Annotated in this window: 20 protein-coding genes; 8 read left to right on the forward strand and 12 right to left on the reverse strand. The window is 70.5% G+C overall.

All coding sequences use genetic code 11. The features are described from left to right. Nucleotides 1-4: 4 nt before the first annotated feature. Complete coding sequence (locus KF837_08395; GenBank protein MBX3227318.1) at nucleotides 5-1468, reverse strand: phospholipase; 1464 nt, start codon at nucleotides 1466-1468, stop codon at nucleotides 5-7. 152 nt (nucleotides 1469-1620) lie between these two features. On the opposite strand from KF837_08395, the gene KF837_08400 reads away from it, so the two are divergent. The 6 genes from KF837_08400 (at nucleotide 1621) to KF837_08425 (ending at nucleotide 7131) form a co-directional block, all read left to right on the forward strand. Continuing rightward, nucleotides 1621-2367 (forward strand): CoA transferase subunit A, encoded by a 747-nt coding sequence (locus KF837_08400; GenBank protein ID MBX3227319.1) that lies wholly within the window; start codon nucleotides 1621-1623, stop codon nucleotides 2365-2367. Continuing rightward, nucleotides 2364-3023 carry a CoA transferase subunit B gene (locus KF837_08405; GenBank protein ID MBX3227320.1) on the forward strand — a complete coding sequence of 220 codons (660 nt, stop codon included), beginning with the start codon at nucleotides 2364-2366 and terminating at the stop codon, nucleotides 3021-3023. The genes KF837_08400 and KF837_08405 overlap by 4 nt, the downstream gene beginning before the upstream one ends. Continuing rightward, nucleotides 3020-3520, forward strand: a complete 501-nt coding sequence (locus KF837_08410; protein MBX3227321.1) for a peroxiredoxin — start codon at nucleotides 3020-3022, stop codon at nucleotides 3518-3520. The genes KF837_08405 and KF837_08410 overlap by 4 nt, the downstream gene beginning before the upstream one ends. A gap of 127 nt (nucleotides 3521-3647) precedes the next feature. Beyond that, nucleotides 3648-4163 (forward strand): hypothetical protein, encoded by a 516-nt coding sequence (locus tag KF837_08415; GenBank protein MBX3227322.1) that lies wholly within the window; start codon nucleotides 3648-3650, stop codon nucleotides 4161-4163. A 64-nt stretch (nucleotides 4164-4227) separates the two neighbouring features. Next, nucleotides 4228-5355 (forward strand): VWA domain-containing protein, encoded by a 1128-nt coding sequence (locus KF837_08420; protein MBX3227323.1) that lies wholly within the window; start codon nucleotides 4228-4230, stop codon nucleotides 5353-5355. Nucleotides 5356-5361: 6 nt separating this feature from the next. Then, complete coding sequence (locus KF837_08425; GenBank protein MBX3227324.1) at nucleotides 5362-7131, forward strand: ATP-dependent DNA ligase; 1770 nt, start codon at nucleotides 5362-5364, stop codon at nucleotides 7129-7131. On the opposite strand, the gene KF837_08430 is transcribed toward KF837_08425, so the two are convergent. The 4 genes from KF837_08430 to ffh all read right to left on the reverse strand — a co-directional run bounded on the left by KF837_08430 (nucleotide 7128) and on the right by ffh (nucleotide 13717). Continuing rightward, nucleotides 7128-9437 carry a S46 family peptidase gene (locus tag KF837_08430; protein MBX3227325.1) on the reverse strand — a complete coding sequence of 770 codons (2310 nt, stop codon included), beginning with the start codon at nucleotides 9435-9437 and terminating at the stop codon, nucleotides 7128-7130. The genes KF837_08425 and KF837_08430 overlap by 4 nt on opposite strands. A gap of 87 nt (nucleotides 9438-9524) precedes the next feature. Beyond that, nucleotides 9525-10613 carry a tetratricopeptide repeat protein gene (locus KF837_08435; protein MBX3227326.1) on the reverse strand — a complete coding sequence of 363 codons (1089 nt, stop codon included), beginning with the start codon at nucleotides 10611-10613 and terminating at the stop codon, nucleotides 9525-9527. Nucleotides 10614-10658: 45 nt separating this feature from the next. Continuing rightward, complete coding sequence (locus tag KF837_08440; protein ID MBX3227327.1) at nucleotides 10659-12071, reverse strand: carbohydrate-binding family 9-like protein; 1413 nt, start codon at nucleotides 12069-12071, stop codon at nucleotides 10659-10661. Nucleotides 12072-12085: 14 nt separating this feature from the next. Beyond that, nucleotides 12086-13717 (reverse strand): signal recognition particle protein, encoded by a 1632-nt coding sequence (ffh, locus tag KF837_08445; protein MBX3227328.1) that lies wholly within the window; start codon nucleotides 13715-13717, stop codon nucleotides 12086-12088. Between the two features lie 199 nt (nucleotides 13718-13916). Between ffh and KF837_08450 the strand changes: the two genes are divergently transcribed. Then, the gene (locus tag KF837_08450) at nucleotides 13917-16424 is read left to right on the forward strand and encodes a hypothetical protein (GenBank protein ID MBX3227329.1); all 2508 of its coding nucleotides are present in this window, start codon (nucleotides 13917-13919) and stop codon (nucleotides 16422-16424) included. A gap of 2 nt (nucleotides 16425-16426) precedes the next feature. Continuing rightward, a complete protein-coding gene (locus tag KF837_08455) occupies nucleotides 16427-18223 on the forward strand; it encodes an OmpA family protein (protein MBX3227330.1) in 1797 nt (598 codons plus the stop codon). Between the two features lie 193 nt (nucleotides 18224-18416). Here the strand turns inward: KF837_08455 and KF837_08460 are convergent, their stop codons facing one another. From KF837_08460 to KF837_08490, 7 genes are read right to left on the reverse strand one after another with little or no spacing between them, the layout of a single operon-like run. Next, complete coding sequence (locus KF837_08460) at nucleotides 18417-18845, reverse strand: hypothetical protein (GenBank protein MBX3227331.1); 429 nt, start codon at nucleotides 18843-18845, stop codon at nucleotides 18417-18419. A gap of 2 nt (nucleotides 18846-18847) precedes the next feature. Next, nucleotides 18848-20416 (reverse strand): phytoene dehydrogenase, encoded by a 1569-nt coding sequence (locus KF837_08465; GenBank protein MBX3227332.1) that lies wholly within the window; start codon nucleotides 20414-20416, stop codon nucleotides 18848-18850. Beyond that, entirely contained in the window at nucleotides 20413-21042 is a 630-nt protein-coding gene (locus KF837_08470; protein ID MBX3227333.1) for a phosphoribosylglycinamide formyltransferase, read from the reverse strand. The genes KF837_08465 and KF837_08470 overlap by 4 nt, the downstream gene beginning before the upstream one ends. Next, entirely contained in the window at nucleotides 21039-22073 is a 1035-nt protein-coding gene (gene purM, locus KF837_08475; GenBank protein MBX3227334.1) for a phosphoribosylformylglycinamidine cyclo-ligase, read from the reverse strand. The genes KF837_08470 and purM overlap by 4 nt, the downstream gene beginning before the upstream one ends. Nucleotides 22074-22116: 43 nt before the next feature. Next, entirely contained in the window at nucleotides 22117-23079 is a 963-nt protein-coding gene (locus KF837_08480) for a hypothetical protein (GenBank protein MBX3227335.1), read from the reverse strand. 13 nt (nucleotides 23080-23092) lie between these two features. Further along, nucleotides 23093-23848 (reverse strand): hypothetical protein, encoded by a 756-nt coding sequence (locus KF837_08485; GenBank protein MBX3227336.1) that lies wholly within the window; start codon nucleotides 23846-23848, stop codon nucleotides 23093-23095. Continuing rightward, nucleotides 23848-24612, reverse strand: a complete 765-nt coding sequence (locus tag KF837_08490; protein ID MBX3227337.1) for a S8 family serine peptidase — start codon at nucleotides 24610-24612, stop codon at nucleotides 23848-23850. The genes KF837_08485 and KF837_08490 overlap by 1 nt, the downstream gene beginning before the upstream one ends. Nucleotides 24613-24614 lie beyond the last annotated feature (2 nt).

Raw genomic sequence — 24614 nt, forward strand, 5'->3', positions numbered from 1 at the left:
GCGCTCACGCCGCGGGCGGGCACGTCTCGTCTTGCTCGCTCCACGGATCGAGGAACTCCAGCGCGACCTCGTGCAGCGTCTTCACGAGCGCGTTCGGCTCCTCGTCGCCGACCTCGTGGCGGCGGAGGCGCGTCGTGCCCTCCGCCGCGAGCGCGTCGAGGCGCGAGACCAGGCCCTCCGGGCGCACGAGCGTCCGCACGTCGGCGCGCTCGCCGGTGTGCTCGAGGAGGAGGCGCACGCGGATCCGGCGGAGCGCGTTGACGAGCGCGCGATCGTGGGGCCGCGCCTCGTAGGCGGCGACGATCTCGGAGTCGATCGTCATGCTGCGGTTCGTCAGGTTCGCCGAGCCGACGATGAAATACCGATCATCGACGATCATCAGCTTCGAGTGGATATAGACGTAAATCGGAGTACCGTCGTCCTTCGCCCCCGCGACGACGTTGTAGAGGCCGAGGCGATGTCCGTATTGCGCCGCCTCCTGCTGGAGGAGGCGGAGCAGGCTCGTCTGCGGGACCCCCACCGTGACCTCCTCCTTGAGCTTCTCCGGTTTGTGCGGCAGGACGACGACGATATCCAACTTCGCGCGCTCCGAATTGCGCATTCGCGAGATCAGCGCGTCGCGCACCACGCACGAAGTCAGGTATTGCGACTCGATGTAAATGAGCCGCTCCGCGCCCTCGATCGCGCGGACGTAGAGCGCGCCGACCTCCTGCACCGGCGCCCGGCCCGGCACCTCCGGGACCGTGCGCGCGAGGCCCATCCGCGCGGCGGGGATCGGGAGCGTGATCGGGAACTCGAGGCCGGGCATCGCCTCGCCGCCCTCGTCGACGAGGCGCGTCCGGTCGAGCCGCTCGCCCGTCGCGCCGTACCAGCGCGCGACGAAGAGCTCGATGAGCGACGAGACCGGCGCGCCCGTCAGCGCGACCTGCACCTCGTGGTAGGGCTGGTGCGGATCGCCGCGCGAGATGCGGAGCTCGTTGTCGACGCGATGGGTGGAGTCGTCCCACCGCGACTGGCAGATGTCCTGGCTCCCGAAGAACGCGATGCGGCCGTCGACGATCGCGACCTTCTGGTGGTGGGAGCCGCCGAGCGGCACCGTGCTGTCCCAGCGAAACTCGAAGCGCGAGCACGTGATCGCGTCGAAGTAGAGCTTCTGCAACACCTCGCGCTCGAGCGCGAAGACGACGGAGTGGTCCCACGCGAGCACGCGCGCCTCGAGCTCCGGCCGCTCGCGGCAGAGCCGATCGAGGAACCTCAGCAGCGTGACGTCCTCCGGCGCCGTGCCGGGAGGGAGGTCGTCGCCGCGGAGCAGCTGGACGTCGCTGTCGAACTGCCAGCCGAGGAGGAGGATGCTCTTCCGCGCGCCGAGGGCGGCGGCGTAGAAGGCGCGGTAGTAGTCACGGCCGTCGATGAGGAGGGCGCTCTCCACGCCGTCGTGGATGCGCCAGGTCGTTTCCGAGTCGAGCAAGCTCACGCCCGAGCGGGAGCGAGAAGCGCGCCAAACGCCGGGGCCGCCGCACCCGCGGAAATGACGCGGTGCGCGGCGGCCGCCCGTGGCGCGAACCGCCACATGCGCGCACGGATGACGTAGCGCGGCGGATGTCCTAGGGTGCCGCGGCGATGGACAAGGTGATGAAGAGCGCGAGGGAGGCGGTCGCCGACATCCCGAACGGCGCGACGATCCTCGCGGGCGGGTTCGGCCTCTGCGGCATCCCCGAGAACGCGATCAAGGCAATCGAAGAGCTCGGCGTGAAGGACCTCACGTTCGTCTCGAACAACTGCGGCGTCGACGACTTCGGCCTCGGCCTCCTGCTCCGCAAGAAGCAGATCGCGAAGATGGTCTCGAGCTACGTCGGCGAGAACAAGGAGTTCGAGCGGCAGTACCTCTCCGGCGAGCTCGAGGTGGAGCTCTGCCCGCAAGGCACGCTCGCGGAGCGCCTCCGCGCGGGCGGCGCCGGCATCCCCGCCTTCTTCACCCCGACCGGCGCCGGCACCGCGGTGAGCGAGGGCGGCCTCCCGCTCAAGTACGCCGCCGACGGCAGCGTCGCGAAGGCGAGCCCGAAGAAGGAGACGCGCGACTTCCACGGCAAGCCGTACGTCCTCGAGGAGGCGATCACCGGCGACTACGCGATCGTGAAGGCGTGGAAGGGCGACCGCTTCGGCAACCTCGTCTACCGCCACACCGCGATGAACTTCAACCCGATGTGCGCGGCGGCGGGCAAGATCACGATCGCGGAGGTCGAGGAGCTCGTCGAGGTCGGCGACCTCGATCCCGATCACGTCCACACCCCCGGCATCTTCGTCCAGCGCATCTTCAAGGGCGAGACCTACGAGAAGCGCATCGAGCGAAAGACGGTGTCCAAATGAGCCTCAATCGCGAGCAGATCGCCAAGCGCGCGGCGCTGGAGCTGCGGGACGGCTTCTACGTCAACCTCGGTATCGGCATGCCCACGCTGGTGGCCAATTACATCCCCCCCGGCGTCGAGGTCGTCCTCCAGTCCGAAAATGGCCTGTTGGGCATTGGCCCTTATCCGAAAGAGGGAGAGCTCGACGCGGACTTGATCAACGCCGGCAAAGAGACCGTGACGATGCTGAAGGGCTCCTCGATCTTCTCGAGCGCCCAGAGCTTCGAGATGATCCGCGGCGGCCACATCGACCTCGCGATCCTCGGCGCGATGCAGGTCTCCGAGAACGGCGACCTCGCCAACTGGATGATCCCCGGCAAGATGGTCAAAGGCATGGGCGGGGCGATGGACCTCGTCGCGAGCGCGAAGCGCGTCGTCGTGATCATGGACCACGCCTCCAAGGCCGGCGAGCCGAAGATCCTGAAGGAGTGCAACCTCCCCCTCACCGGCCGCCGCGTCGTCCACCGCATCATCACCGACCTCGCCTGCATCGACGTGACGCCCGACGGCCTCGTCCTCCGCGAGGTCGCCCCCAACGTCAGCGCGCGCGACGTCCAGGAGCGCACCGAGCCCACCCTCAAGGTCCCCTCTGACCTCGCGGAGATGAAGACATCATGACGATCAAGATTGGCGACAAGCTCCCCGATGCCACCCTCTACGAGTCGACCTCGTTCGGCGAGTTCTGCCCGAACGGCCCCGAGCCGGTCTCGGTCGCAGACGCGACGAAGGGCAAGCGCATCGTGATCTTCGCGCTCCCCGGCGCGTTCACGCCGACGTGCTCGGCGCAGCACGTCCCCGGGTATCTGAAGCACCACGACGCGATCAAGGCGAAGAAGGTCGACGAGATCTGGTGCGTCTCGGTCAACGACGGCTTCGTGATGGCGGCCTGGGGCCAGGCGGAGAAGGGCATCGGCAAGATCCGCTTCCTCGGCGACGGCGACGGCGACTTCACGAAGAAGGTGGGCCTCGAGCTCGACCTCGTCGGCAAGGGCCTCGGCCTCCGCTCGCAGCGCTACTCGATGCTCGTCGACGACGGCGTCGTGAAGCAGCTCAACGTCGAGTCCGGCAAGTTCGAGGTCTCGAGCGCCGAGAAGATGCTCGAGCAGCTCGGCTGAACGACGACGGAGCCCGCGACGTTCCGTCGCGCCACGCTGTGCGAAAGTGCATCGCGCGAGCCGAGCGCGCTCGAGGAAATCGCGCGCGTGATCCGTTAGGCTCGCGGTTTGCACTCGAGCTGACGACATGCGCCGCCTCCTCTCCCTCGCCGCTGCCGCCGCGTTCCTCACCGTCCCCGCCGTCGCCTCCGCGCAAGAACAAGGCGACTCCACCGCGATGCGCGCGAACCGCGGGCTCCGCTTCGGGTTCGGCCCGCAGATCCTCCTCCCCTCCGACGGCGGTCCGCTCGGCGGCGGCCTCGTCCTCGAGGGCCGCTACGGCTTCAAGGCCGGGCCCACCGTCCTCGCGCCGGGCGGGCGGCTCGGCGGCTACCTCCTCTCCGAGCGCTTCATCGGCACCGCGATGCCGACGTTCCGCATCACGCTGCCGCTCGGGCCGCTCGCGCCGTACGTCGTCGGCGGTGTCGGCGGCGGCTGGCTCTCGAACCGCGCCGAGAGCGGCGTCGCCTGGCTCGGCGGCGGCGGCCTCATGATCCACTTCGGCCGCATCCTCGCGATCGGCGCGGAGGCCACGTACGAGGCGGTCACGGGGACCGAGTTCAAGGTGCTCGGGATCGGTCCTGCGATCCACATCGGCGGCTGAGGCGGCTGAGGCGGCTGATGGCCGTGAGCCATTTCGTCCGCTAGGATGCACATGGCTCTTCAGGATGCGGTCACGCTTTGCTTCGTTCGTCGCCGCCGGCCTCGTCACCGGAGGCCTCCTCCTCGCGTGCGGGTCGCGCACCGGCCTGTTCGGGGCGGATCCGTCGCTCGAGATCAGCGTCGACGCGAGCATCGACGTCTCGATCGACGTCGTCGCCTGCGTGCCCGGCGAGTTCACGTTCGAGCTCGCGCTCACGCAGCTCATGTTCGTGCTCGATCGCTCCGGCTCGATGGCGTTCACGCTCGACGGGCGGCGCCTCCAGCCGCGCTCGCAGTGGCGCTGGACGCTCCTCCAGAACGCGCTCGAGCGGACGATCACGACGTTCGACGATCAGATCGCGATGGGCGCGAAGTTCTATCCGCAGGAGCTCAACGACGGTCAGGGGAGCTCGGAGGAGGCGTGCGCCGTCGCCGGCGGCGTCGACATCCCGCCCGCGAAGGGCAACGCGGAGGCGATCCTGAGCGTCTTCGACACGACGACGCCGCTCGGCGGCACGCCGACGTCGGAGGCGATCCGCATCGCGGCGGAGGCGCTCAACGCCGGCCGCGGCGTCGCGCGCGCGATCGTCCTCGCGACCGACGGCGCGCCGAACTGCAACGGCGACATCCCGCAGGCGACGTGCACGTGCACGAGCGCCGCCGATCAGCAGTCGTGCAACACCGCCATCAACGGTCGCTTCAACTGCCTCGACGACACGCGGACGATCCGCGTCATCGGCGAGGTGAACGAGCAGCAGCGGATCCCCATCTACGTGATCGGCATCGGCAGCACCGAGCGCCCCGACTTCCTCCAGGTCCTCGACGACATGGCCGTCGCCGGCGGCCGTCCGCGCGCGAGCACGCCGCGGCATTACCGCGTGCAGTCGCAAGACGAGATGGAGAGCGCGCTCATCGGCATCCGCGACGAGGTCGGCCGCTGCACGTACCTCACGCCGTCGGCGCCGACGAACCCGGACTCGATCAGCGTCCGCGTCGACGGCGTCACGATCCCGCGCGACCCGACGAAGACGAGCGGCTGGGACTGGATCAACCGCGAGTACGGCGCGCTCGCCTTCTTCGGCGACGCGTGCGCCCGCGCGCAGGGCGCCTCGACGCCCGAGGCGGTCGCCGGCACCGTCAGGTGCGATCCGTAGAGCGCGATGCGGGCGATCGCGGACGCGCTCTTCGCGACGGAGGGGACCCGCGCCCGCACGGCCAAGGTCGCCTCCCTCGCCGAGGCGCTCGCCGGCGTCGCCGAACGCGCGCCCGACCGCCTCCCCTTCGCCGCGCGTTTCCTCACCGGGACCCTCCTCGCGACCGACGACGACCGCACGCTCGGCGCCGGCGGCGCGCTCGTCTTCGAGGCGTCGTGCGCGGTGAGCGGGGCGACGCCGAGCGAGCTCGGGGAGCTCACGGGCAAACACGGAGACCTCGGCACCGCGGTCTACGAGGCGATGACCGCGCGCGGCGAGTCCGGCCCCGGGCTCACCCTCGCGCACGCGGAGGAGTGCGCGCTCACGCTCGCGGAGAGCAACGTGCGCGCGGACAAGCTCCGCGCGCTCACGACCGCGCTCGAGGCGTGCTCCCCGCTCGAGGCGCGTTACCTCGTGCGCGCGGTCCTCGGCGAGATGCGCGTCGGCGCGAAGGAAGGGATCGCGCTCGAGGCGATCGCGAAGGCGTTCGGGCGCCCGATCGCCGCCGTCCGCGCCGCGGCGGGCCTCGTCGCCGACGTCGGCGAGCTCGCGCGCCTCGCCCATCGCGACGAGCTCGCGACCGCGCGCGTCGTCGTCGGGCGCCCGATCGACTTCATGCTCGCGACGCCGATCGAGACCGCGCGCGGCGTCGATCTCTCGCTCCCGCACTCGATCGAGGACAAGGTCGACGGCATTCGCGCGCAGGCGCATATCGGCGCGAGCGGAGCTCGCCTCTTCGCGCGCGGCAAGGGCGCGGTCACGACCGCCTTCCCCGAGATCGTGAGCGCGCTCGAGGACGCCTCCCGCCGCGGCATGCTCGAGGACGCGATCCTCGACGGAGAGATCGTGGTGATGGGTAAAGACGGACGCGCGCGCCCCTTCTCCGCGATCCAGCCGCGCCTCAAGAAGACGATTCCCGACGAAGCCCTGATTCGCGAATACCCAGTAAGCTATTTGGTATACGACATCCTCTACGAGGGAGTCGAGACGCTCATGCCATTACCCTTCCTCGAGCGCCGCGCGCGGCTCGAGCGCTGGGCGGAGAACGCGCCGCCGCCGATCGCGCTCCACGACTCGCGGCCGCTCGTCATCGCCGCGGACGACACGAAGGACGCGGTCCTCGAGCGGGAGTTCGCGGCGGCGCGCGCGCGCGGCCACGAGGGCCTCGTCCTCAAGCGGCTCGACGCGCCGTACGCGGCCGGCGTGCGCGGCTTCGCGTGGCTCAAGGTGAAGAAGGCGCTCGCGACGCTGGACGTCGTCGTCGTCGCGGCGGAGCGCGGCCACGGCAAGCGCGCGGGGGTGCTCTCCGACTACACGTTCGCGATCCGCGCCGGCAGCGAGCTCGCCACGATCGGCAAGGCGTACAGCGGCCTCACCGACGCGGAGATCGCGGCGATGACGACCCGCCTCACAGCCCTCGCGACCGCGCCGGAGAAGCGCGGCTGGATGCCGGTGCGCCCCGAGATCGTGCTCGAGGTCGGCTTCGACGGCCTCCAGCGGTCGCAGCGTCACACGAGCGGCTTCGCGCTCCGCTTCCCCCGCATCACGCGGATCCGCGACGACAAGACGCCCTCCGAGATCGACACGATCGACACCGTGCAGGCGCTCTGGGATACGCAGCTCGCGAGCGGCCACCGCGAAGAGCAGCGAACCGGCGTGAAGAAGAAGGGCCGAAAATCCGGCTACCGCCCCGACACGCGCAAGAAGTCGAAGCAGCTGCGGCTCTTCGACGACTAGAGCTTCGGCGTGACGCCCATCTCCTGGAGGACGTGGTCGCCGGCGAACGGGCCGTCGAGGAGCCACTCGACGTAGCGGATGTCGGTGTGGATGCTGCGCGTCAGCGAGGGGGTGAAGACCCAGTCGCTCGCCATCGCCTCGTAGTTGCCGTCGAAGACGAGGCCGCAGATCTCGCCCTTCGCGTTGAGCGTGGCGGAGCCCGAGTTGCCGCCCGTGATGTGGAGGTCGGCGAGGAAGTCGACCGGGACCTCGCCGTTCAGCGTCTCGTCCGCGTAGGGGCCGACCTTCATCGCCTTGAAGAACTCGATCACCGGCGCCGGGACGTCGAACGGGTCCTTCTTCTGGTCCTTCGCCACGACCTGCGAGAGCATCGTGAAGGGGCGGAACTGCTCGGCGGTGGGGCTCGGCTTGTAGCCGCGCACGGTGCCGTAGGTGACGCGGAGGGTGCTGTTCGCGTCGGGCGCGAACGGCGCGTCCTTCTTGAAGGCCTTCAGCGCCTCGATGTACTTCGGGCGGAGGAGCGCCATCTTGCCGGCGTACGCGTCGCCGCGGTCCTTGCTCGCCTTCTGGATCGGACGGAGCTTCAGCGCGAGCTTGACGAGCGGGTCCTTGCTCGCCTGGAGCTTCGCGGTGGTGCCGCTCTTCACGAGCTCGACGCGCGCCGCCTCGTCGCCGAGCGTCGTCGTCTCGTAGAGCGCGCCGACGACCTTCTTCAGCGCCTCCGGGCTCGTGTCCTTCGCCGAGCCGCCGCCGAGCGCGAGGACCTCCTTGAAGGCGGGCGTGCGGTCCGCCTCCGGCTGCTTCGCGATGCGCTCGAGCGCGAGCCCGAGGAGCGCCTCGTCGACCTTGCGGTTGTACCCCGTCGTGACGCTCTTCGTCTGCTGCTCGATGCGCGTCCAGTTGCGCTGCTGGTAGGCGGGGTCGCGCTGGGCGTCCGGCTTCGCGCGCTCCTCCGCCATCCGCACGATCGTCAGCGCGGAGGCGACGAGCTTCGGGAGCTCGAGCTCGCCGAACTGCGCGTCCTTCTCGCGCCACGCCTCGCCCTTCTTCACCTCCGCCGCGATGTCGTCCATCGCCTTGCCCCACGCCGCCTTGTTCTTCGCGTCGGCGTCGATGAACGCGCGCAGCTCCTTCTCGCTCTTCGCCCGCTGCTCCGCGAGGCCGCCCTTCACGAGGCCCTCGAGCTGGCCCTTCGTGTTGGTGAGGAAGTTGCCGAAGCGCCGCACGTACGAGTTGGCGCGGATCTGCGCCTCCTTGTCGTCCTTCGTCGCCTCGCCGAGGCGCGCGAGGTAGTCCTCGAAGTACTTCTGGCGGCGCGGGTACGTGTACTGGATCGCCTCGTCGACCTCCGCCTTCGTCTTCAGCGTGTACGTGCGGCCCGGGTAGCCCGCGACGAACACGAGGTCACCTTCGCGGAGCGGGCTCGACGCCGGCTTCAGGAAGTGCGGCGGCTTGTAGGGCACGTTGTCGTTCGAGTAGTCCGCCGGCTGCCCGTCCTTGCCGACGTAGGCACGGAACATCGAGACGTCGCCGGTGTGCCGCGGCCAGCGCCAGTTGTCGATCTCGCCGCCGAAGTTGCCGACGCCGGCGGGCGGCGCCCAGACGAGGCGCACGTCCTTGATCTCGAGCTGCTCGATGAGGAAGTACGACGAGCCCTCGTAGAAGGAGGTCGCGGCGCAACGCGCGCCCTTCTTGTCCTTCTCGCACGCGGCGACGATCTCCTTCTGCCGCTTCTCGATCTCCCGGTGGCGCGCCTTGTCGTCCGCGATCTTCTCGAGGCCGTCACGGACCTTCGGCGTGATGTCCGTCACCGCGCGCGTCACGAACACGCGCGCCTCGGGGCCGTTGTTCTTCTCGTCCGCGCGCGTCTTCGCGAGGAAGCCGTCCTTCAGCAGGTTCGACGACGGCGTCGAGTTGTGCTGGAGCGCGGCGGTCGCGCAGTGGTGGTTCGTCGCGATGAGGCCGTCGGCCGAGATGAACGACGCCGAGCAGCCGCCGAGGCTGACGATGGCGGAGAGCACGCCCGAGGTGGGGTCCGAGAGCTCGTTCGGATCGAGCTGGAGGCCGAGCTCCTTCAGCTTCGCGCCGTGCTCCTTGATCTGATGCGGCATCCACATGCCGCCCGGGTTCTCGAAGCGCGGCGCGGGCGCGACGTACGGCGGCGGGGCCGGCGGCGGCGTCGTCGCGACGGTGACCGGGGGCGGCGGGGGCGGCGGCGCCTTCGGCGGCGGCGTGTCTTCACCGCAGGCGAAGACACCGAGGCTGACGACCGACGCGATAGCTACGATGCGGAGTCCGTTGCGCATGCGCGCTCATTAGCACCGCGACGCCGGAGCGCGAAGGCGCAAAGGCCGCGCCCCGGCGCGGGCTTTCGCGGCCGATCGCGGCTTTTTTCAGAGGCCGAAGGCGAACGCGAAGCTCGTCGCGACGATGCCGCCGAACTTCGCGTCCCCGCCCTCGGTGACGCCGAGGGCCGGCCCGCCGTCGACGCCGAGCTCGAGGCCGAGCGACTCGCCGAAGACGTGCCGGTAGCCCATCGCGAAGCGCGCGGTCCCCATGTTGAGGTACGCGCGCGAGTCGGAGTCGACGTAGCGCTCGTAGCCGAGACCGCCGCGGGCGAAGAACTGGTTGTCGTTCCGCTGGCCGCCGGCGCGCAGCTCGATCCCGAGCAGCGCGGTGGGGCCGGAGTGGCGCGTGGCGTACGTCGAGTGCCTGCCTTCGCCGAACCGGAAGCGCCCGATGCCGGCCCATCCGACCTCGAGGAACGCGCTCGTGACGCGGCCGAACGAGTAGCGGAAGTGCGCGCCCGCGGCCCACCCAGTGCCGCTGTGGCGCTTGCCCAGGAACGTGAAGCGGGGGAACGTGACGAACGGCGCGATCACGAAGCCGCGCCCGTAGCGGATCGGCGATCGGTCGGCGCGATCGTCGAGGCGCTCCTGCTCGACGCAGGTCTCGATCGACGTCTCGCCCGACTGCGGTCCGCAGCGCGAGCCCTTGCGCTGCGACGAGCTGCGGCTGCTCTCGTACACGCTCACGCTCGACTCTCCCGCGAGCGTCTTCGGCTTCGCGTCGTTCACGATCGGCTGGTCGCTCGTCGTCTGCGGCTGGAGCTGATCGATCCGCTGCTGGATCTGCTCGCGATCGGGCGCGGCCGGCGTCGAGGCGAGGTACGCGCGGTAGTCCTCCACCGCGGGGAAGACGTTCCCGAGCCGGTCGTGACAGATGCCGCGATCGCGGAGGACGAGCGGATCCTTCGAGCCCGCCTTCACCGCCGCGTCGAACAGCGTGAGCGCGCCGGCGCAGTCGCCGCCGCGCGCGCGCCCCCGCGCCTCCTCCGCCTCCGCGACGCCGGCGGTGTTGCGGTTCAGCGTGAACTGGCTGTTCGAGCGATCCTGCTGGCCCGGTGGACCAGGCTGCTGCGCCTTCGCGGAGCCCGCGAACATCAGCAAGGACAGAGAGGCGAGCACCCCGATACGACGCATGGCCCCAGCGTAAACCGCTGCGGTCCGGCGCGACAAAAACCCGGCCTACTTGCCCGCGTCTTTGACGGTCGCGCCGGCGTCGGCCTTCGCCGCGCCGGCGTCGGCGAGCCCCGCGTCCCCTGCCCCGGCGTCGGCGCCGAGCGCGAGGAAGTCCTTCGTCACCCAGCGCACGCGCCCGAAGCGGGAGGCCTTATGGAAGTTCCCCTGCCCGAGGATCGGCGACCACGCGACGCCGCCGTTGTTCGCCATCGCGTAGAAGTTGAAGCGCCACGTGCCGCCCGGCTTCGGCGGAAGCTCTTTCGCGCCCTTCTCGAAGGCCTTCCACGGGATCTGCGCCTCGACGGTGTAGCCCTCGTCCTTGTCGGCGGGGTTGTCGATCGTCCCCTTCACGACGACCTGGGTCTTCATCTTCGGGTCCCAGTCCTCGTGACCGAACGGACCCTGCGGCTCGACCTTCGGCTTGTTGTAGCCGTCGAACTGGCTCTTGAAGACCTTGTTCTGCGGGTTGATCTGGATCTCGTAGTAGTTGACGTTGTCGCCGTCACCGTCGGGGTCGATCATGATCTCGGCGGTGTGGCGGTTCCAGGTCATCGGCTGGCCGCCCGCGGTCCAGTCCTTCGGCTGCTCTTCCTTCGTCGTGAAGTAGCCGACGACGTCGGGGTCCGAGACGGTGATGAGGACGTAGAGGTTCTCGTCGTCGTAGAGCAGCTTCGCGCTGCCGTTGATCGGGAACGAGGTGTTCGGTTTACCCGTTCCCACGTCGACAAAAGGGCCGGTGCTCGCTGCGCCTCCCCAGGCCTTGTCGTTGCCGTTGCCGTCGATGACGATCTTCTCGTTCGCGCCGAGCTTCATCACGTCGAGCTCGGGCACGTCGTTGACGCCGCGCTTCTGCTCCGGCTTCGGGGCGATCCCGGTCTTGAGCTTCGCGACGATCGCGCGGTTGTCGCCGTCGTTCGGCCCGCTCCGGATCGTCAGGCGCGCGTCGCCCTTGAAGATGCCGACGTAGAGCAGCGAGTCGGGCCCCTTGAGCTCCTTCGGCATCGTGAAGGTCTGCTCGTCGGCGTAGATCTTCCCGCGCTCCCAGCGGTCGGGGCCGAGCACCTGGCTGTTGCCGCGCGCCTCGCGCAGCGGGCCGACGCCGTCGAGGCCCTCGTGGCGATCGAAGCCCTCGTGCTGGAGGTGGGTGAAGAGACGCCAGCCTTCCTCGAGCGGCTCGTCGCAGCGCCAGTAGTACGTGGCCTTGACCTGCGCGCCCGGACCCGCGATCTCGGGCTCGATCTTGTAGCCGACGAGGTGGACCTTGTTCTCGAAGTTGACGTCGGTCTTCTTCGCGTCGGGCGGGACCGCGTCGAGGATGTTCGCCGCGAGCTTCGCTTTGTCTTCCGCCGAGATCTGCTGCTTGCCGCCGACACAGCCGGCCGCGAGCAGAACCAAGAGGACGATCGAGGAGGCTTTCACGGGGCGCATCCTACTCAACGGCGACTCTTCTTGCGCGCCTCTTTCTCGCGCTTCCGCTGCGCCTTCTTCGCGTTCTTCTCCTTGTCGGAGAGCGCCTTCATCTTCGTCATCGAGTCGGCGGGGTTGCCTCCTCCTCCCATCATGCCCGGGAACCCACCCATGCCCATGCCGGGGAACCCACCCATGCCCGGGAAGCCGGGCATGCCGCCCATGCCCTGCATCTGCTTCGCCATGTTGCGCATGTTCTTCATCGCGCCGAGCTGCTTCATGCCGGGGAGGTTGCCGAGGAGGCCGCCCATGCCGCCCATTCCGCCCATGCCGCCCATGTTGCTCATCATCTGCTTCATGAAGAGGAAGCGCTGGACGAGCTCGCTCACGGCTTGTTCGGGCGTGCCGGATCCCTTCGCGATGCGCGTGACGCGCGAGGGGTCGCGGATGAGCGCGTAGGGGTCCTTCTTCTCGAACTTGGTGAAGCTCGAGATCATCGCCTCGATCTTCACGAGCTCCCGATCGTCGAGGTTCACGTCGGTCGGCAGCTGGTCCATGCCGGGGATCTTCCCGACGATGTCCTTGAGGCTGCCCATCTTCTGGATCATCCGGATCTGGGAGAGGAAGTCGTCGAGGGAGAAGTCTCCCTGGAGCATCTTCATCGCCTCTTCGGCGGCCTTCTCTTCGTCGATGACGTCCTGGAAGTCCTTCATCAGGCCGACGACGTCGCCCATGCCGAGGACGCGGCTCGCCATGCCCTCGGGCCGGAACTCCTCGAACTTGTCCATGCCCTCGCCGATGCCGGCGAAGCGCACCGACGCGCCGGTGACCTCCTTGACGCTCATCGCCGCGCCGCCGCGCGCGTCGCCGTCGAGCTTCGTGAGCACGACGCCGGTGATGCCGAGGCGATCGTTGAAGCCCTTCGAGACCTTCACCGCGTCTTGACCGATCATCGCGTCGACGACGAGGAGGATGTTCTCGGGCTCGACCCGCTTCTTGATCTCGCCGAGCTCCTCCATGAGCTTCTCGTCGATCGCGAGGCGGCCGGCGGTGTCGTAGATGATGACGTCGCAGCCGAGCTTCCGCGCTTCGTCCTCCGCCTTCGCGCAGATCTCGACCGGCGAGGCGCCGGGGATGTTGAAGACGGGGACCTCGACGCTCTTGCCGAGCACCTGGAGCTGCTCGACGGCGGCGGGGCGCTGCATGTCGGCGGCGACGAGGAGCGGCTTGTGGTTCTCCTTCTGGAGGTAGCGCGCGAGCTTCGCCGTCGTCGTCGTCTTGCCGGAGCCCTGGAGGCCGACCATCATGATCGCGGTCGGTCCTTTTCCCTTCTCCGCGAGCTTGATCGCGGGCTCGCCTTCGGGCGGCGACATGAACGCGACGAGCTCGTCGTGGCAGATCTTCGTGAACTGATCGCCGGCGGAGACCTGCATCTTCTCGCCGCCCTGCCCCTTCGTCTTGATGCGGACGACCTCGCCGAGCGCGCGATCCTTCACGCGCGCGAGGAACGCCTTCGCGACGCCGAGCTCGACGTCGGCCTCGAGGAGGCTGAGCCGCACCTCGCGGAGCGCGCTCTCGATGTTCGACTCGGTGAGCTCGGTGAGCCCTGCCAGACGGTTCTTGGCCTGCCGGAAACCCTTCGCGATCGCGTCAAACATAGGGAGGCCGCGGACTTACCACGGACTCCCTGACGCGGGTACTCGCGCCGCGCACGCCGGCGCCGAGGCGGAGGATCGCAAGCGTTTTCGCGCTTTTCGCGCTGTACAGCGGACGAGCCTGCCTGTTATCTCCTTTGGGATAATCGGGCGACTTCGCCCGCGGGAGGATCCGATGTCCCTTCGGCTTCATCGTCTCGGTGTGATGGCTGCCGTCTTCCTTGCCCCGTCCGTCGCGCGGGCGGAGATCGACACGTTCGGGCTCGGCGACGGGCACAGCGGCGCGAAGGTCGTCGTCGGCGACGAGGAGATCAACTCGTACGCGGGGCTCACCGCCGACGCAGCGGCAGGCGCGACCACGCTCGCGATCTCCGCGCTCGCCGCGCCGACGGCGCCGCGGGTCGCCGCGCCGTTCGCGAACGGCGACCTCGTGCTGGTGTGGCGCGCGACCGGCGTCGCGGAGTCGGCCGCTCCCTCGGGCGCGGACACGGTCCTCGCGCTCCCGACCGCGCCGAGCACGCCCTCCAACGCGCAGGGCCTCGTCGGGCAGTACGAGCTCGCGCGCGTAGAGACCGCGGCGGCGGGATCGCTCACGCTCACGAAGCCGCTCGTGAACGCCTACGCGCGCGCGGTGAGCCAGGTCGTTCGCGTGCCCGAATACACGACGGTGAACGTCCCCGCCGGCACCTCCCTCCGCGCGAGCGCGTGGCAGGAGATCGGCGGCGCGCCCGCGACCCCGAACGCGACGAACCCGTGGGCGGGCGGCATCGTGATCTTCCTCGCGACGGGCGCGATCACGATCGACAACGGCGCCACGATCCACGCGAACGCGCGCGGCTTCCACGGCGGCGTCCCCGCGCAGCGCACGATCAACAACCCCGGCCTCCTGAACTGCGATCGCGACGCGGTCGACGGCGACCCGCAGTCGGAGCCGTTTTCGCCGAAGGGCCAGGGCGTCGTCCACACGCGGTACGCGGCGACGATCGGGGCGAAGGGCAACGTCTCGATCGCGGGCGGCGGCGGCAACTGCGTCGAGGCCGGCGGCGGCGGCGGCGCGAACCTGGGCAACGGCGGCGCGGGCAGCGGCACGATCGCGAACCTCGGCAGCGGCGGCGAAGGCGGCGCCGGGATCACGTACGACGTGCTCACGCGCCTCACGATGGGCGGCGGCGGCGGCGCCGGCCGTCACCTGAGCGGGCTCGTCAGCGTCGCGAGCCTCGGCGGCTTCGGCGGCGGCGTGGTCTACGTCCGCGGCGCGTCGATGGGCGGGGCGGGCCGCATCCAAGCGAACGGCGGCGACGGCGAGAACAGCGGCATCGCCGGCCTCCCGCCCGGCCTCACGAGCGAGGGCTCCGGCGGCGGCGGCGCGGGCGGCACCGTCGTCGTCCGGCTCGCGGGCACGCTCGACTGCGACCAGCTCGCCACCCCCGGCGGCGACGGCGGCAGCGCGCAGGTGCTCGGTCTCCCCGTCTTCGGCGCGGGCGGCGGCGGAGGCGGCGGGCGCGTCTTCTTCCAGGCCACGACGAAGACGCCCAACTGCGATATAGTCGTTACACCCGGAAATCCAGGTAACGGCGGACAAGGCGGATCGCAGGGCGGCGGCCCGGGCGGGACGCAGCCGCCGCCGGCGGGCGGCCTCTGCCTGCCGACGACGGCGACGGCGACGGGCACGTGCGTCGATCCTACCCCGATCTGCGATCCCGTCAGCGGCGACTGCCAGCCGTGCTCGGGCCCGTTCGGCGGCGGGAGCCCGCGCGCATGCCCGGTCGAGGTCGAGCCGGTCTGCATGACGGACGGCTCGTGCGTCCCGTGCAACGGCGACTTCGGGACCGGCGCGACGCAGGCATGCCAGCTCTTCGCGAGCCCGACCTGCCTCACCACCGGCGGTCTCACCGGCGCGTGCGGCAAGTGCACGACGAACGCGGACTGCGCGGGCCCCGGCCACGCGGGCCCGGTCTGCAACGTGAACAACGGCGTATGCGGGACGGCGTGCACGAACGACGCAGACTGCAAGACGACGGAGTGGTGCGCGCCGCGCGCGCCGGACGGCAGCAACGTCTGCATCCCGAAGACTCCGAACGGCGAGCCGGTCCCGCCGTTCTCCCCCATCGACGGCGAGTGCACGCAAGAGAAGGGTGAGCGGGTCTGTCTCTCCGCGGTGTGCGAGGAGATCGACGACAAGTGCGGGAAGCTGAACAGCACGCCGTGCCAGGCCGCGCCGGAGTGCCGCTCGCTCATCTGCTTCGACGCCGACAAGAAGTGCGGCCTCCCGAACGGCGAGCCGTGCACGGGCGACACGCAGTGCCGGAGCGATCTCTGCCAGGGCGGCACCTGCACGGCGCAGGGCTGCGCGTCGGATCCCGACTGTCCGGCGAACCACGTCTGCGAGGCGCAGCTCTGCGTCGAAGGCTGCCGCCCCGGCTCGCAGCAATGTCCGCCGGGCCAGCAGTGCGTCGCGCCGGACGGAGGTCCGGTGGGCAGCTGCGTACCGGCCGGCGACGGCGGCGTCCCCGACGGTGGCTCCGTTGGTGACGGCGGCCCCGTTGGTGACGGCGGTCTCGTCGACGGCGACGCCGGGGATACGGCGGGCATCATCGAAGGCGGCGGGTGCGCGTGCAACAGCACGACGTCTCCCGCGTCGTCTCTCTCGGTCGTGGGCGCGGTGGCGAGCGTGCTGGCGCTCATTCGTCGTCGGAAGCAGCGAGGCTGAACATGAAGATCACGAAGCTTGCTTTGGGAGCACTGACGGCGCTGGCGATCGAGGCGGTCGCCGGCGCGGCCTCCGCGCAGCAGACGGGTTTCGCGCTCGATCGCTACGAGCCGGCGGAGCGCGGCAGCCAGTTCTTCGTGGCGGACACGCTCGACTTCCGCGGCCACCTGCGTCCGGCCCTCGGCGCGACGCTCGACTACGGCTACAAGCCGCTCGTCGCCTACGACATGGCGGGGAACGAGCGCGCGTCGATCGTACGTCATCAGCTCTTCACGCATCTGGGCGGGAGCCTGGTCCTCTTCGATCGCTTCCGCTTCGGCCTCAACGCGCCGGTCGCGGTGTACCAGGCGGGCCAGGACACGGTCGTCAACGGTTCGCCCTTCCGCTCGGCGAGCAAGCCGGCGTTCGGCGACGTGCGTCTCGCCGCCGACGTCCGCATCCTCGGCGAATACGGCGACGTCTTCACGCTCGCGGGCGGCGTCCGCGCGTGGCTCCCCACCGGCGCGCGCTCTCAGTTCACGAGCGACGGCTCGATCCGTCTCGCGCCGCAGGCGATGGCGGCCGGCGACATCGGTCCTTTCACCTACGCCGCGCGCCTCGCGCTGGTCTATCGCGCGCGCGACGACGCGTACGCCGGCAGCCCGCTCGGCAGCGAGCTCATGGGCCACGGCGCCTTCGGCCTGAAGACGCTCGACGACAAGCTCGTCATCGGCCCCGAGATATTCGCGACGAGCGTGTTCACCGACAGCGCCTCGTTCTTCAAGACACGCGGCACCCCCGCGGAGTGGCTCTTCGGCGCCCACTACGACGTCGGCGCCCTCCGCATCGGCGCCGGCGTCGGCGGCGGCATGACCCGCGGCTACGGCGCCCCCCAGCTCCGCACGCTCCTCTCGATCGAGTACGCCCCCACCTACGAGACACCGGACCGCGACAAGGACGGCATCCCCGACCGCGAGGACGCATGCCCCGACGTCCCGGGCGTGCATAGTTCGGATCCGAACAAGAACGGCTGCCCGCCGCCGAAGGCCCCATCCGACCGCGACGGCGACGGCATCATCGACGCAGAGGACGCCTGCCCCGACGATCCGGGCCCGCGCACGAACGACCCGAAGACGAACGGCTGCCCCGACCGCGACAAGGACGGCATCCCGGACAAGCTGGACGCGTGCCCCGACGTCCCGGGCGTACATAGTTCGGATCCGAACAAGAACGGGTGTCCGCCCGATCGCGACGGCGACGGCATCGCGGACAGCGAGGACGCGTGTCCCGACGTCCCGGGCGTGAAGGACGTCGATCCGAAGAAGAACGGCTGTCCCCCCGATCGTGATGCGGACGGCGTCATCGACGCGGAGGACGCGTGCCCCGACGTCCCGGGCCCGCGCGATCCCGACCCGAAGAAGAACGGCTGCCCGCTCGTCGTCGTGACGGAGAAGGAGATCAAGATCCTCGAGCAGGTGAAGTTCAAGTTCGACAGCGCCGAGATCCTGAAGGAGTCGGACACGATCCTCGACGCGGTGAAGGTGGTCCTCGCCGCGCACCCGGAGATCGCGAAGGTGCGCGTAGAGGGTCACACCGACAACGTGGGCCGACCCGAGTACAACAAGTCGCTCAGCGAGCGCCGCGCCGCGTCGGTCATGAAGTGGCTGACGGATCGCGGCATCGACAAGAAACGTCTCGTCTCTCAGGGCTTCGGCCAGGAGCAGCCGATCGACGACAACAAGACCGACCAAGGCCGCGCAAACAACCGCCGCGTAGCCTTCACCATCCTCGAGCACGCAGCCGCGGGCTCGAAGCCGTAGCCCTCCTAGTAGTATTCGAAGCGGGGCTCGTAGATCGGCTGCGACGTGTCGTGGAAGTGACGCGCGAGCTCGTAGAGCTCGAACCAGAGGGTGTCGAATTTGTTGCTTCCACGAGAGGAGGCCTCGCATGTTCGGATCCGAACATTTCCTTCCTCCCCGAAGGGAGGTGGCCGGTGGGGCTGGCGGGCTCAGGTCAGAGGCGGTGTTTGCGCTTGAGGGCTTGGACGGCGTCGTCGCAGCGGGGGAGGCCGGCGTGGCCTTGTTTCAGGAGGGTCTCGGCGTCGTCGAGCTTTTTTGGGAGGGACTGGGCTTCGGCGGAGTCCTTCGCGAGGGTGCCCTTGTCGAGGGCGGCGAGGCTTTGTTCGACCTCGCTCTTTAGGCGCAGCGCCTTTGCGGTCGACTCGCCTAGCGCGAGGCACTCGTCGCGGGCTCGGCACGTGTCCGGGTTCGCGCATGGGGTCGCGCGGAGGGCGTCGACCATCGCCGGGAGGGACTCGTTCGGGGCCGAGCGGAAGCGATGGATCGCCGTGAGGACCACCTCCGCGTCGCGACGCTCGGCGCTGTCGCATGACGTGAGGGCGCCAAGGAGGGCGGGGACGACGACGGCGACGACGGCGCGCATGGTCACGACAGCTCCACCTTGCTCCACATCTCGCGGAGCATCTTCTCCTTGCGACGGTCCGTGCGCGTGATGACGCGTGCTACGCCCCATGCGGCGAGGAGCTCGCCTTCCTGGCCCAATGACGGGAGCACGCTCTTGCCCGTCACGAACACGTTGCCCAGCGGCGCTCGGATCGCCTCGCCGGCGAGGCCCTCCAGCGCCGGGCGCGTGACGCGGAAGCGTGGGACCATCGCCTCCGGCTCCAACGATGCGCCCGCCCCGCGCAGCCGCGCGCGATCGACGTGCTGCGCCCGTAGGTTCCAGCTCTTGTCGCCCACCTGCGGGTCGCCCGCGCTCGGGGAGCGGAAGTCCCAGAGCGGACGGCCGTCGTGCGGTGAGTCGCAGAGCACCAGGTGGCGCTCCACGAACGGGAGGAGCGTCATCACCGTCGACAGGATCTCCTCGCGGGCGCGCGTCACGCCGTGCGCGCCGGCGTCGGCGTTGGCATCGGCGTCGAGCAGCGACTCCGCGACGAGGAGGACGTGGCCGTCCGGGGAAAGCGGGCTCTTCTGGAGATGCACCGCGCGCCCCGACTTCGGGAGCAGGAACGACTCTGCCGCGAGCTCCGCCGGCAAGCCCTCCGGGCGCACCACGAACGACGCGACGAAGCGCGCGCCCGCCGGCTCGACCAGCGGCGACTTCTCGTCGGGGTCCGCGTCCACGTCGGGCGCGAGCTCCATCAGACTTGCGGTCGGGAGATCGGAGACCACGAACGTCACACCGGTGGGGGTCTCGTCGCCGTCGACGATCACGCCGCGGACCTTGCCGCCCTTGTGCACGATCGCGCGCGCGCGGTCGTTGAGGCGCGTGTCGCCGCCGTGCGCGCGCACTCGCTCGAGGAGGAACTCCGACAGCTCGTCTTCGCCGCCGGAGAGGCGATGCACGCCGCGCGTCCATGCGCCGTGAAGGCGCGCGATCGCGAAGGGGGGGAGCGGGCCGGCCTGGTCGGAGGCGAAGCGCGCCGGCGCGGTGACGACCTCGCGGAAGGCGTGGTCGCGGGGGAGCTCCGCGAGGAAGTCCGCGCCGTCCAGGTACGGCAGGGACGCGAGGGCGCGCGCGGTCTCGCGGCGCTCCCAGAAGCCGCCCGGCGGCCACACCGCGTCGCGCTCGAAGGCCGCGTCCGCGTCGGCGTTCTTGCGCGCGAGCTCGGCGTAGAGGTCGTCGACGACGCGGCGCACCGCCGGGAACTCGCGGTCGATCTCGCGCGCGAAGAGCTGCGTGTCGGGGGGGAGATCGAGACGGATGTCCGGCGCGAGGACCTGCAGCATCGGGTCGAGCGACGAGAGGCGGCGGCGGAAGGTCTGCGACTGCGCCAGCTCGACGAGGACGCGGCCCCACGCCGGCGACGACGCGGAGAGGAACGTGAAGGGACGACGCGCCAGCGTGATGCCGTCGTACGCATAGGTGGGGCGGCGCCAGCCCTGCCCGAGGACCAGCACGCGCCAGGAGCGACGCGCCAGGAGCGCCGCCGCGGTGAGCGCGCCGATGCCGCCGCCGAGCACCACGACGTCGTAGTGCTTCGAGCTGCTCAACGCCTCACCCGCGCCCGCGGCCGGCCGCCCGCGGGCTGCTCGATCGTGACGCGTCCGTCCGCGATCCACTGCAGGACCTTCGGCAAGAGCTCGTGCTCCTTCGCCAGGATGCGCGCGGAGAGGCTCGCCTCGTCGTCGTCGTCGAGCACCGGCACCGGGCCCTGCGCGATGATCGGCCCCGTGTCGACGCCCGCGTCGACGAAGTGCACCGTGCAGCCCGAGAGGCCCACGCCGTACAGGAGCGCCTGACGCTGCGCGTGCGTGCCCGGGAACGACGGGAGCAGCGCGGGGTGCACGTTCACGATCCGGTTCGGGTACGCGTCGAGGAGCGTCGACGTGACGAGGCGCATGAAGCCCGCGAGGACCACGCAGTCGGCGCCGTGCGAGCGAAGGACCTCGACGATCGCGGCGTCGAAGGAAGCCCGATCGTCGAACGCCCGGTGATCGACCACGATCGCGGGGACCTTCGCCGCCTTCGCGCGATCGAGCGCCTTCGCCGTCGCGACGTTGGAGACGACGACGCCGACCCTCGCCTCGAGCGTGCCCTCCGCGATCGCGTCGAGGATCGCCTGCAGGTTCGTGCCGGTGCCGGACACGAGCACGCCGAGCGTGAACGACGGCTTCACGGGAAGACGACCCGCGCTTCGAAGTCGGTGCCGGCGGGGAGAGACACGACCTCGCCGAGATCGATGGTCGGCTCCGCGATCGCGGCGCGCGCTCTGTCCGCGTCCGCGGCCGGCACCACGAAGACGAAGCCCACGCCGAGGTTGAAGACGCGACGGAGCTCGCGCTCCTCCACCTGGGCAGCGATGAGATCGAGGATGGCAGGACGCGCCCAGCGCGACGGCGGGAGGCGCACGCCGAGGCCCTCCGGCAAGACGCGCGGGAGGTTGCCCGGCAAGCCGCCGCCCGTGATGTGGCTCATCGCGCGGACGTCGACGCCTGCGTCGAGCACCGCGCGGACGTGGCGCGCGTAGAGACGCGTCGGCGCGAGGAGCGCTTCGCCGACCGACACCCCACCGAGCGCGGCGGGCTTGTCGGAGGGCGCGAGCTTCATCGCGTCGAAGAGGACGCGGCGCGCGAGCGAGTAGCCGTTCGAGTGGAGGCCGCTCGACGCGACGCCGATCACCTTGTCGCCCGCGGCGACGCGCTTGCCGTCGACGATCTTCTTCCTCGCGACGACGCCGACCACGAAGCCCGCGAGATCGTACTCGCCCGGCGCGTACATGCCCGGGAGCTCCGCCGTCTCGCCGCCGAGGAGCGCGCAGCCCGACTCCTTGCACGCCGCCGCGATCCCCTCGATGACCTTCGCCGCGACGCCGAGCTCGAGCTTGCCCGTCCCGAAGTAGTCGAGGAAGAAGAGCGGGCGCGCGCCCGTCGTCACGACGTCGTTCACGCACATGCCGACGAGGTCGAAGCCGATCGTGTCGTGGATGCCGGTGAGGAACGCGACCTTCAGCTTCGTGCCCACCCCGTCCGTGCCGCTCACGAGGACGGGGTCTTCGATGCCGCCCGGGACCGCGCAGAGACCGGCGAAACCGCCGACGTCGGCGAGCACCTCGGGGATGCGCGTCGCCTTCGCGAACGGCTTGATGCGCTCGACGAGCTCGTCACCTGCATCGATGTCGACGCCGGCCTCGCGGTAGGAGATCGCCATGGAGCGAGGTCTAGTCGCCCCATCGCCCAGCTACAAGATGCGGCTACGACGTGAGGTCGAGCGCGAGGACCTCTTCGCGCCCCGCGACGCGGACGACCAGCTCCTGCGGCCCGGTGAGGTCCGGCGGCAGCGGCGCCCACCAGCCCGACGCGCTCTTGCCGCCGAGCGCGGGATCGACGCCGCGGATCTCCACCGCCTCGATCCCCTCGCTGCCGCCGCTCGCGCGCGCGACGCACAGGCCCGCGGGGAGATCTTCCTGATCGGCGCGGAGGCCGATCGCGAAGACCTCGACGTCGCCGTCGAAGAGTCGCGCGATCACGGCGCCGCGCTCCACCGCGGCGCGCGCGGGATCGTCCTCCATCCCCACCACCTCGGCGTAGACGCGGAGGTCGGCCTGCGCCGCCCGCGCGGAGCGACGCAGCGTGAGCGGCGCGCGCGGGCCGCCCTGGAACGCGTGCGCGAGCGGGAACGCCCCGAGACGCGAGCGGAGCGCGCCGAGGGCGACGAGATCGAGCCACCACGTGCTCGCGTCCTGCTCGGCGAGGCGCGTGAGCCACGGCGAGACGGGGGCGACCGCGGTCGCTCCCCACTCGTCGCGGCGGAGGAGCATGGTCTCGTCGACCTTCGCGACGCGCGCGAAGACCCGGCGCTCCGCGTCCTCTTGCTCGAGCGCGCCGAGGAGGACGAGCACGCTCTCCGCCGCGTCGCGCGCGGTGACGAGATCCGCGAGCGCCGGCTTGGAACGATCGAAGCGATCGAGCTCCGCGTTCGCGACACCTTCGAGGACCGACGCGTCGGCCGGGAACTTTCGCAGCTCGTCGCGTTCGGTGGAGCGGAGGACGCCGAGACGAAGGAGCCGCCCGAGCACCACCGCGTTGCCTGCGTCGATCGCGGTCGCCTCGCCGAGCGTCGCGCGCTCCGCGGCGGTGATCGGCGACGCGGCGAGCGCACGCGAGAGGGTCGCTTCGAGGCGCGTCATGCAGTCCTCCTCGGACGCTCGTTGCATTCGAGACCTGACGTCACGACAGCACCTTCGCCGCGGTGGCGCCGCCGTCGGCGACGTCACATCCGAGGAGGCGCCGCGCCTCCTCCACGTCTTCGGGCGCGAAGCGGCCTTGCGCGACGAGCGACGAGAGCGCCTCGCACGCCGCCTTTCGCCCGCGGTTTCGATACTGATAGACGCGGTTCTGCGCCTTCGTCGACGGCGCCTGGCCCGGCGGAGCCTCGTCGGCGGCGTAGGTCGCGCACTGCTCCTCGATCGTCGCGCCCATGCGCGCTTCGACGTGGACGCGCACCGAGCGCACGATGCCGTCGACGTCTTGCTTGCGGTGCAGGCGCGGCAGCTCCGCGTGGATCGCGGCGAACACGGCCTCGATCGCGCGCACCGCGAGCGCGGTGTTGTCCGGATCGACCGAGGGCTCCGCGACGCGCGGCCGATCGTCGTCGTCGTCGCCCGCGTCGAGCTGGCCGGTGACGAGCCGCCGGCGCGCGCGGCAGATGTCGCGGCCCTTGTTGGCGAGGACACGCATGCACCATGCATGGGCCTCCCCCTCCGTCTTGCCTTTGAAGCGCGCGGAGCCGAGCGCGCAGCGGGTGAGGAGGTGCTGCACCGCCTCGTCGACGTCGTCTTCGCCGAGGCGGCACGGCGCGACGCGGAAGAGGTACGGCTTCGCCCAGCCGTTCACCGTCGCGTGGATACGCGCGAAGACGCCGTTCCGCTCACGCGCCGCGAGCCCTGGATCCGACACCATCGTGAGCCAGGCCGCGAGCTGCATCACACGAGCTCCTGCGACCACGCGCGGAGCACCGTCTTCACCTCGAAGGGCCGGAGCTCCGGGTACGCGCCGAGGAGGAGCGCGACGACGCCGCTGATCGCGGGGGTGGCGAAGGAGGTGCCGGTCTTCGTGGTGTAGCCGCCGCCGGGGGCCGCGACGTGCACGTCGTCGCCGTGACCGATGTACTCGATGATGCTCGCCGGCACGTAGCGCACCGCCCACGGCGCCTCGAACTTCGTGCGGTCGACGCTCACGACGGTGCTGATCTCGGCGGGGTAGCCGAGGTCGCCGAGCGGCATGTTCCGCTTCGCCGCGACGATGACCTGGCCGTTGCGGTACGCCTTGTCGCAGAGCGGCAGGAGCTGCGGGCCGAAGCTCGCCTTCGCGGCGAGGCTCATGTTGATCACCTTGTAACCTGCATCCACCGCGTGGCGGAGGCAGGCGAGGAGCGCGTCGCCCGCGCCGGTGTTGTCGGGGCCGAGGACGCGGTAGTCGACGATGCGCGCGTTCGGCGCGACGTGCGAGATGATGCTCGAGACCGCGGTGCCGTGGCCGTACGTGTCGTGGTTCGCGAGGCCGTGGGTGACGACCTCGGTCTTGTCGTCCTTCGTCACCGCCGCGAGCGCCTTGACGACGCGCGGCTCGAGGTCCGGGTGGGTCGCGTCGACGCCGCTGTCGAGGACGGCGACCTCGACCGGCGGCAGCTCCCGCTTCCGAAGGTCCTCGATGCGCTCGGCGAGGACCTTCTCGATCGGCGACGGCATCG

The sequence above is a fragment of the Labilithrix sp. genome (assembly GCA_019637155.1).
Lineage (GTDB): Bacteria > Myxococcota_A > Polyangia > Polyangiales > Polyangiaceae > Labilithrix.

Coding starts and splice junctions, on each gene's coding strand:
- KF837_08400 (MBX3227319.1), top strand. CDS start 1,621: ATGGACAAGGTGATGAAGAGCGCGAGGGAGGCGGTCGCCGACATCCCG.
- KF837_08410 (MBX3227321.1), top strand. CDS start 3,020: ATGACGATCAAGATTGGCGACAAGCTCCCCGATGCCACCCTCTACGAG.
- KF837_08435 (MBX3227326.1), bottom strand. CDS start 10,613: ATGCGTCGTATCGGGGTGCTCGCCTCTCTGTCCTTGCTGATGTTCGCG.
- KF837_08485 (MBX3227336.1), bottom strand. CDS start 23,848: ATGCAGCTCGCGGCCTGGCTCACGATGGTGTCGGATCCAGGGCTCGCG.
- KF837_08490 (MBX3227337.1), bottom strand. CDS start 24,612: ATGCCGTCGCCGATCGAGAAGGTCCTCGCCGAGCGCATCGAGGACCTT.
- KF837_08455 (MBX3227330.1), top strand. CDS start 16,427: ATGAAGATCACGAAGCTTGCTTTGGGAGCACTGACGGCGCTGGCGATC.
- KF837_08425 (MBX3227324.1), top strand. CDS start 5,362: ATGCGGGCGATCGCGGACGCGCTCTTCGCGACGGAGGGGACCCGCGCC.
- KF837_08430 (MBX3227325.1), bottom strand. CDS start 9,437: ATGCGCAACGGACTCCGCATCGTAGCTATCGCGTCGGTCGTCAGCCTC.
- KF837_08405 (MBX3227320.1), top strand. CDS start 2,364: ATGAGCCTCAATCGCGAGCAGATCGCCAAGCGCGCGGCGCTGGAGCTG.
- KF837_08480 (MBX3227335.1), bottom strand. CDS start 23,079: ATGCAACGAGCGTCCGAGGAGGACTGCATGACGCGCCTCGAAGCGACC.
- purM (MBX3227334.1), bottom strand. CDS start 22,073: ATGGCGATCTCCTACCGCGAGGCCGGCGTCGACATCGATGCAGGTGAC.
- KF837_08420 (MBX3227323.1), top strand. CDS start 4,228: ATGCGGTCACGCTTTGCTTCGTTCGTCGCCGCCGGCCTCGTCACCGGA.
- ffh (MBX3227328.1), bottom strand. CDS start 13,717: ATGTTTGACGCGATCGCGAAGGGTTTCCGGCAGGCCAAGAACCGTCTG.
- KF837_08460 (MBX3227331.1), bottom strand. CDS start 18,845: ATGCGCGCCGTCGTCGCCGTCGTCGTCCCCGCCCTCCTTGGCGCCCTC.
- KF837_08415 (MBX3227322.1), top strand. CDS start 3,648: ATGCGCCGCCTCCTCTCCCTCGCCGCTGCCGCCGCGTTCCTCACCGTC.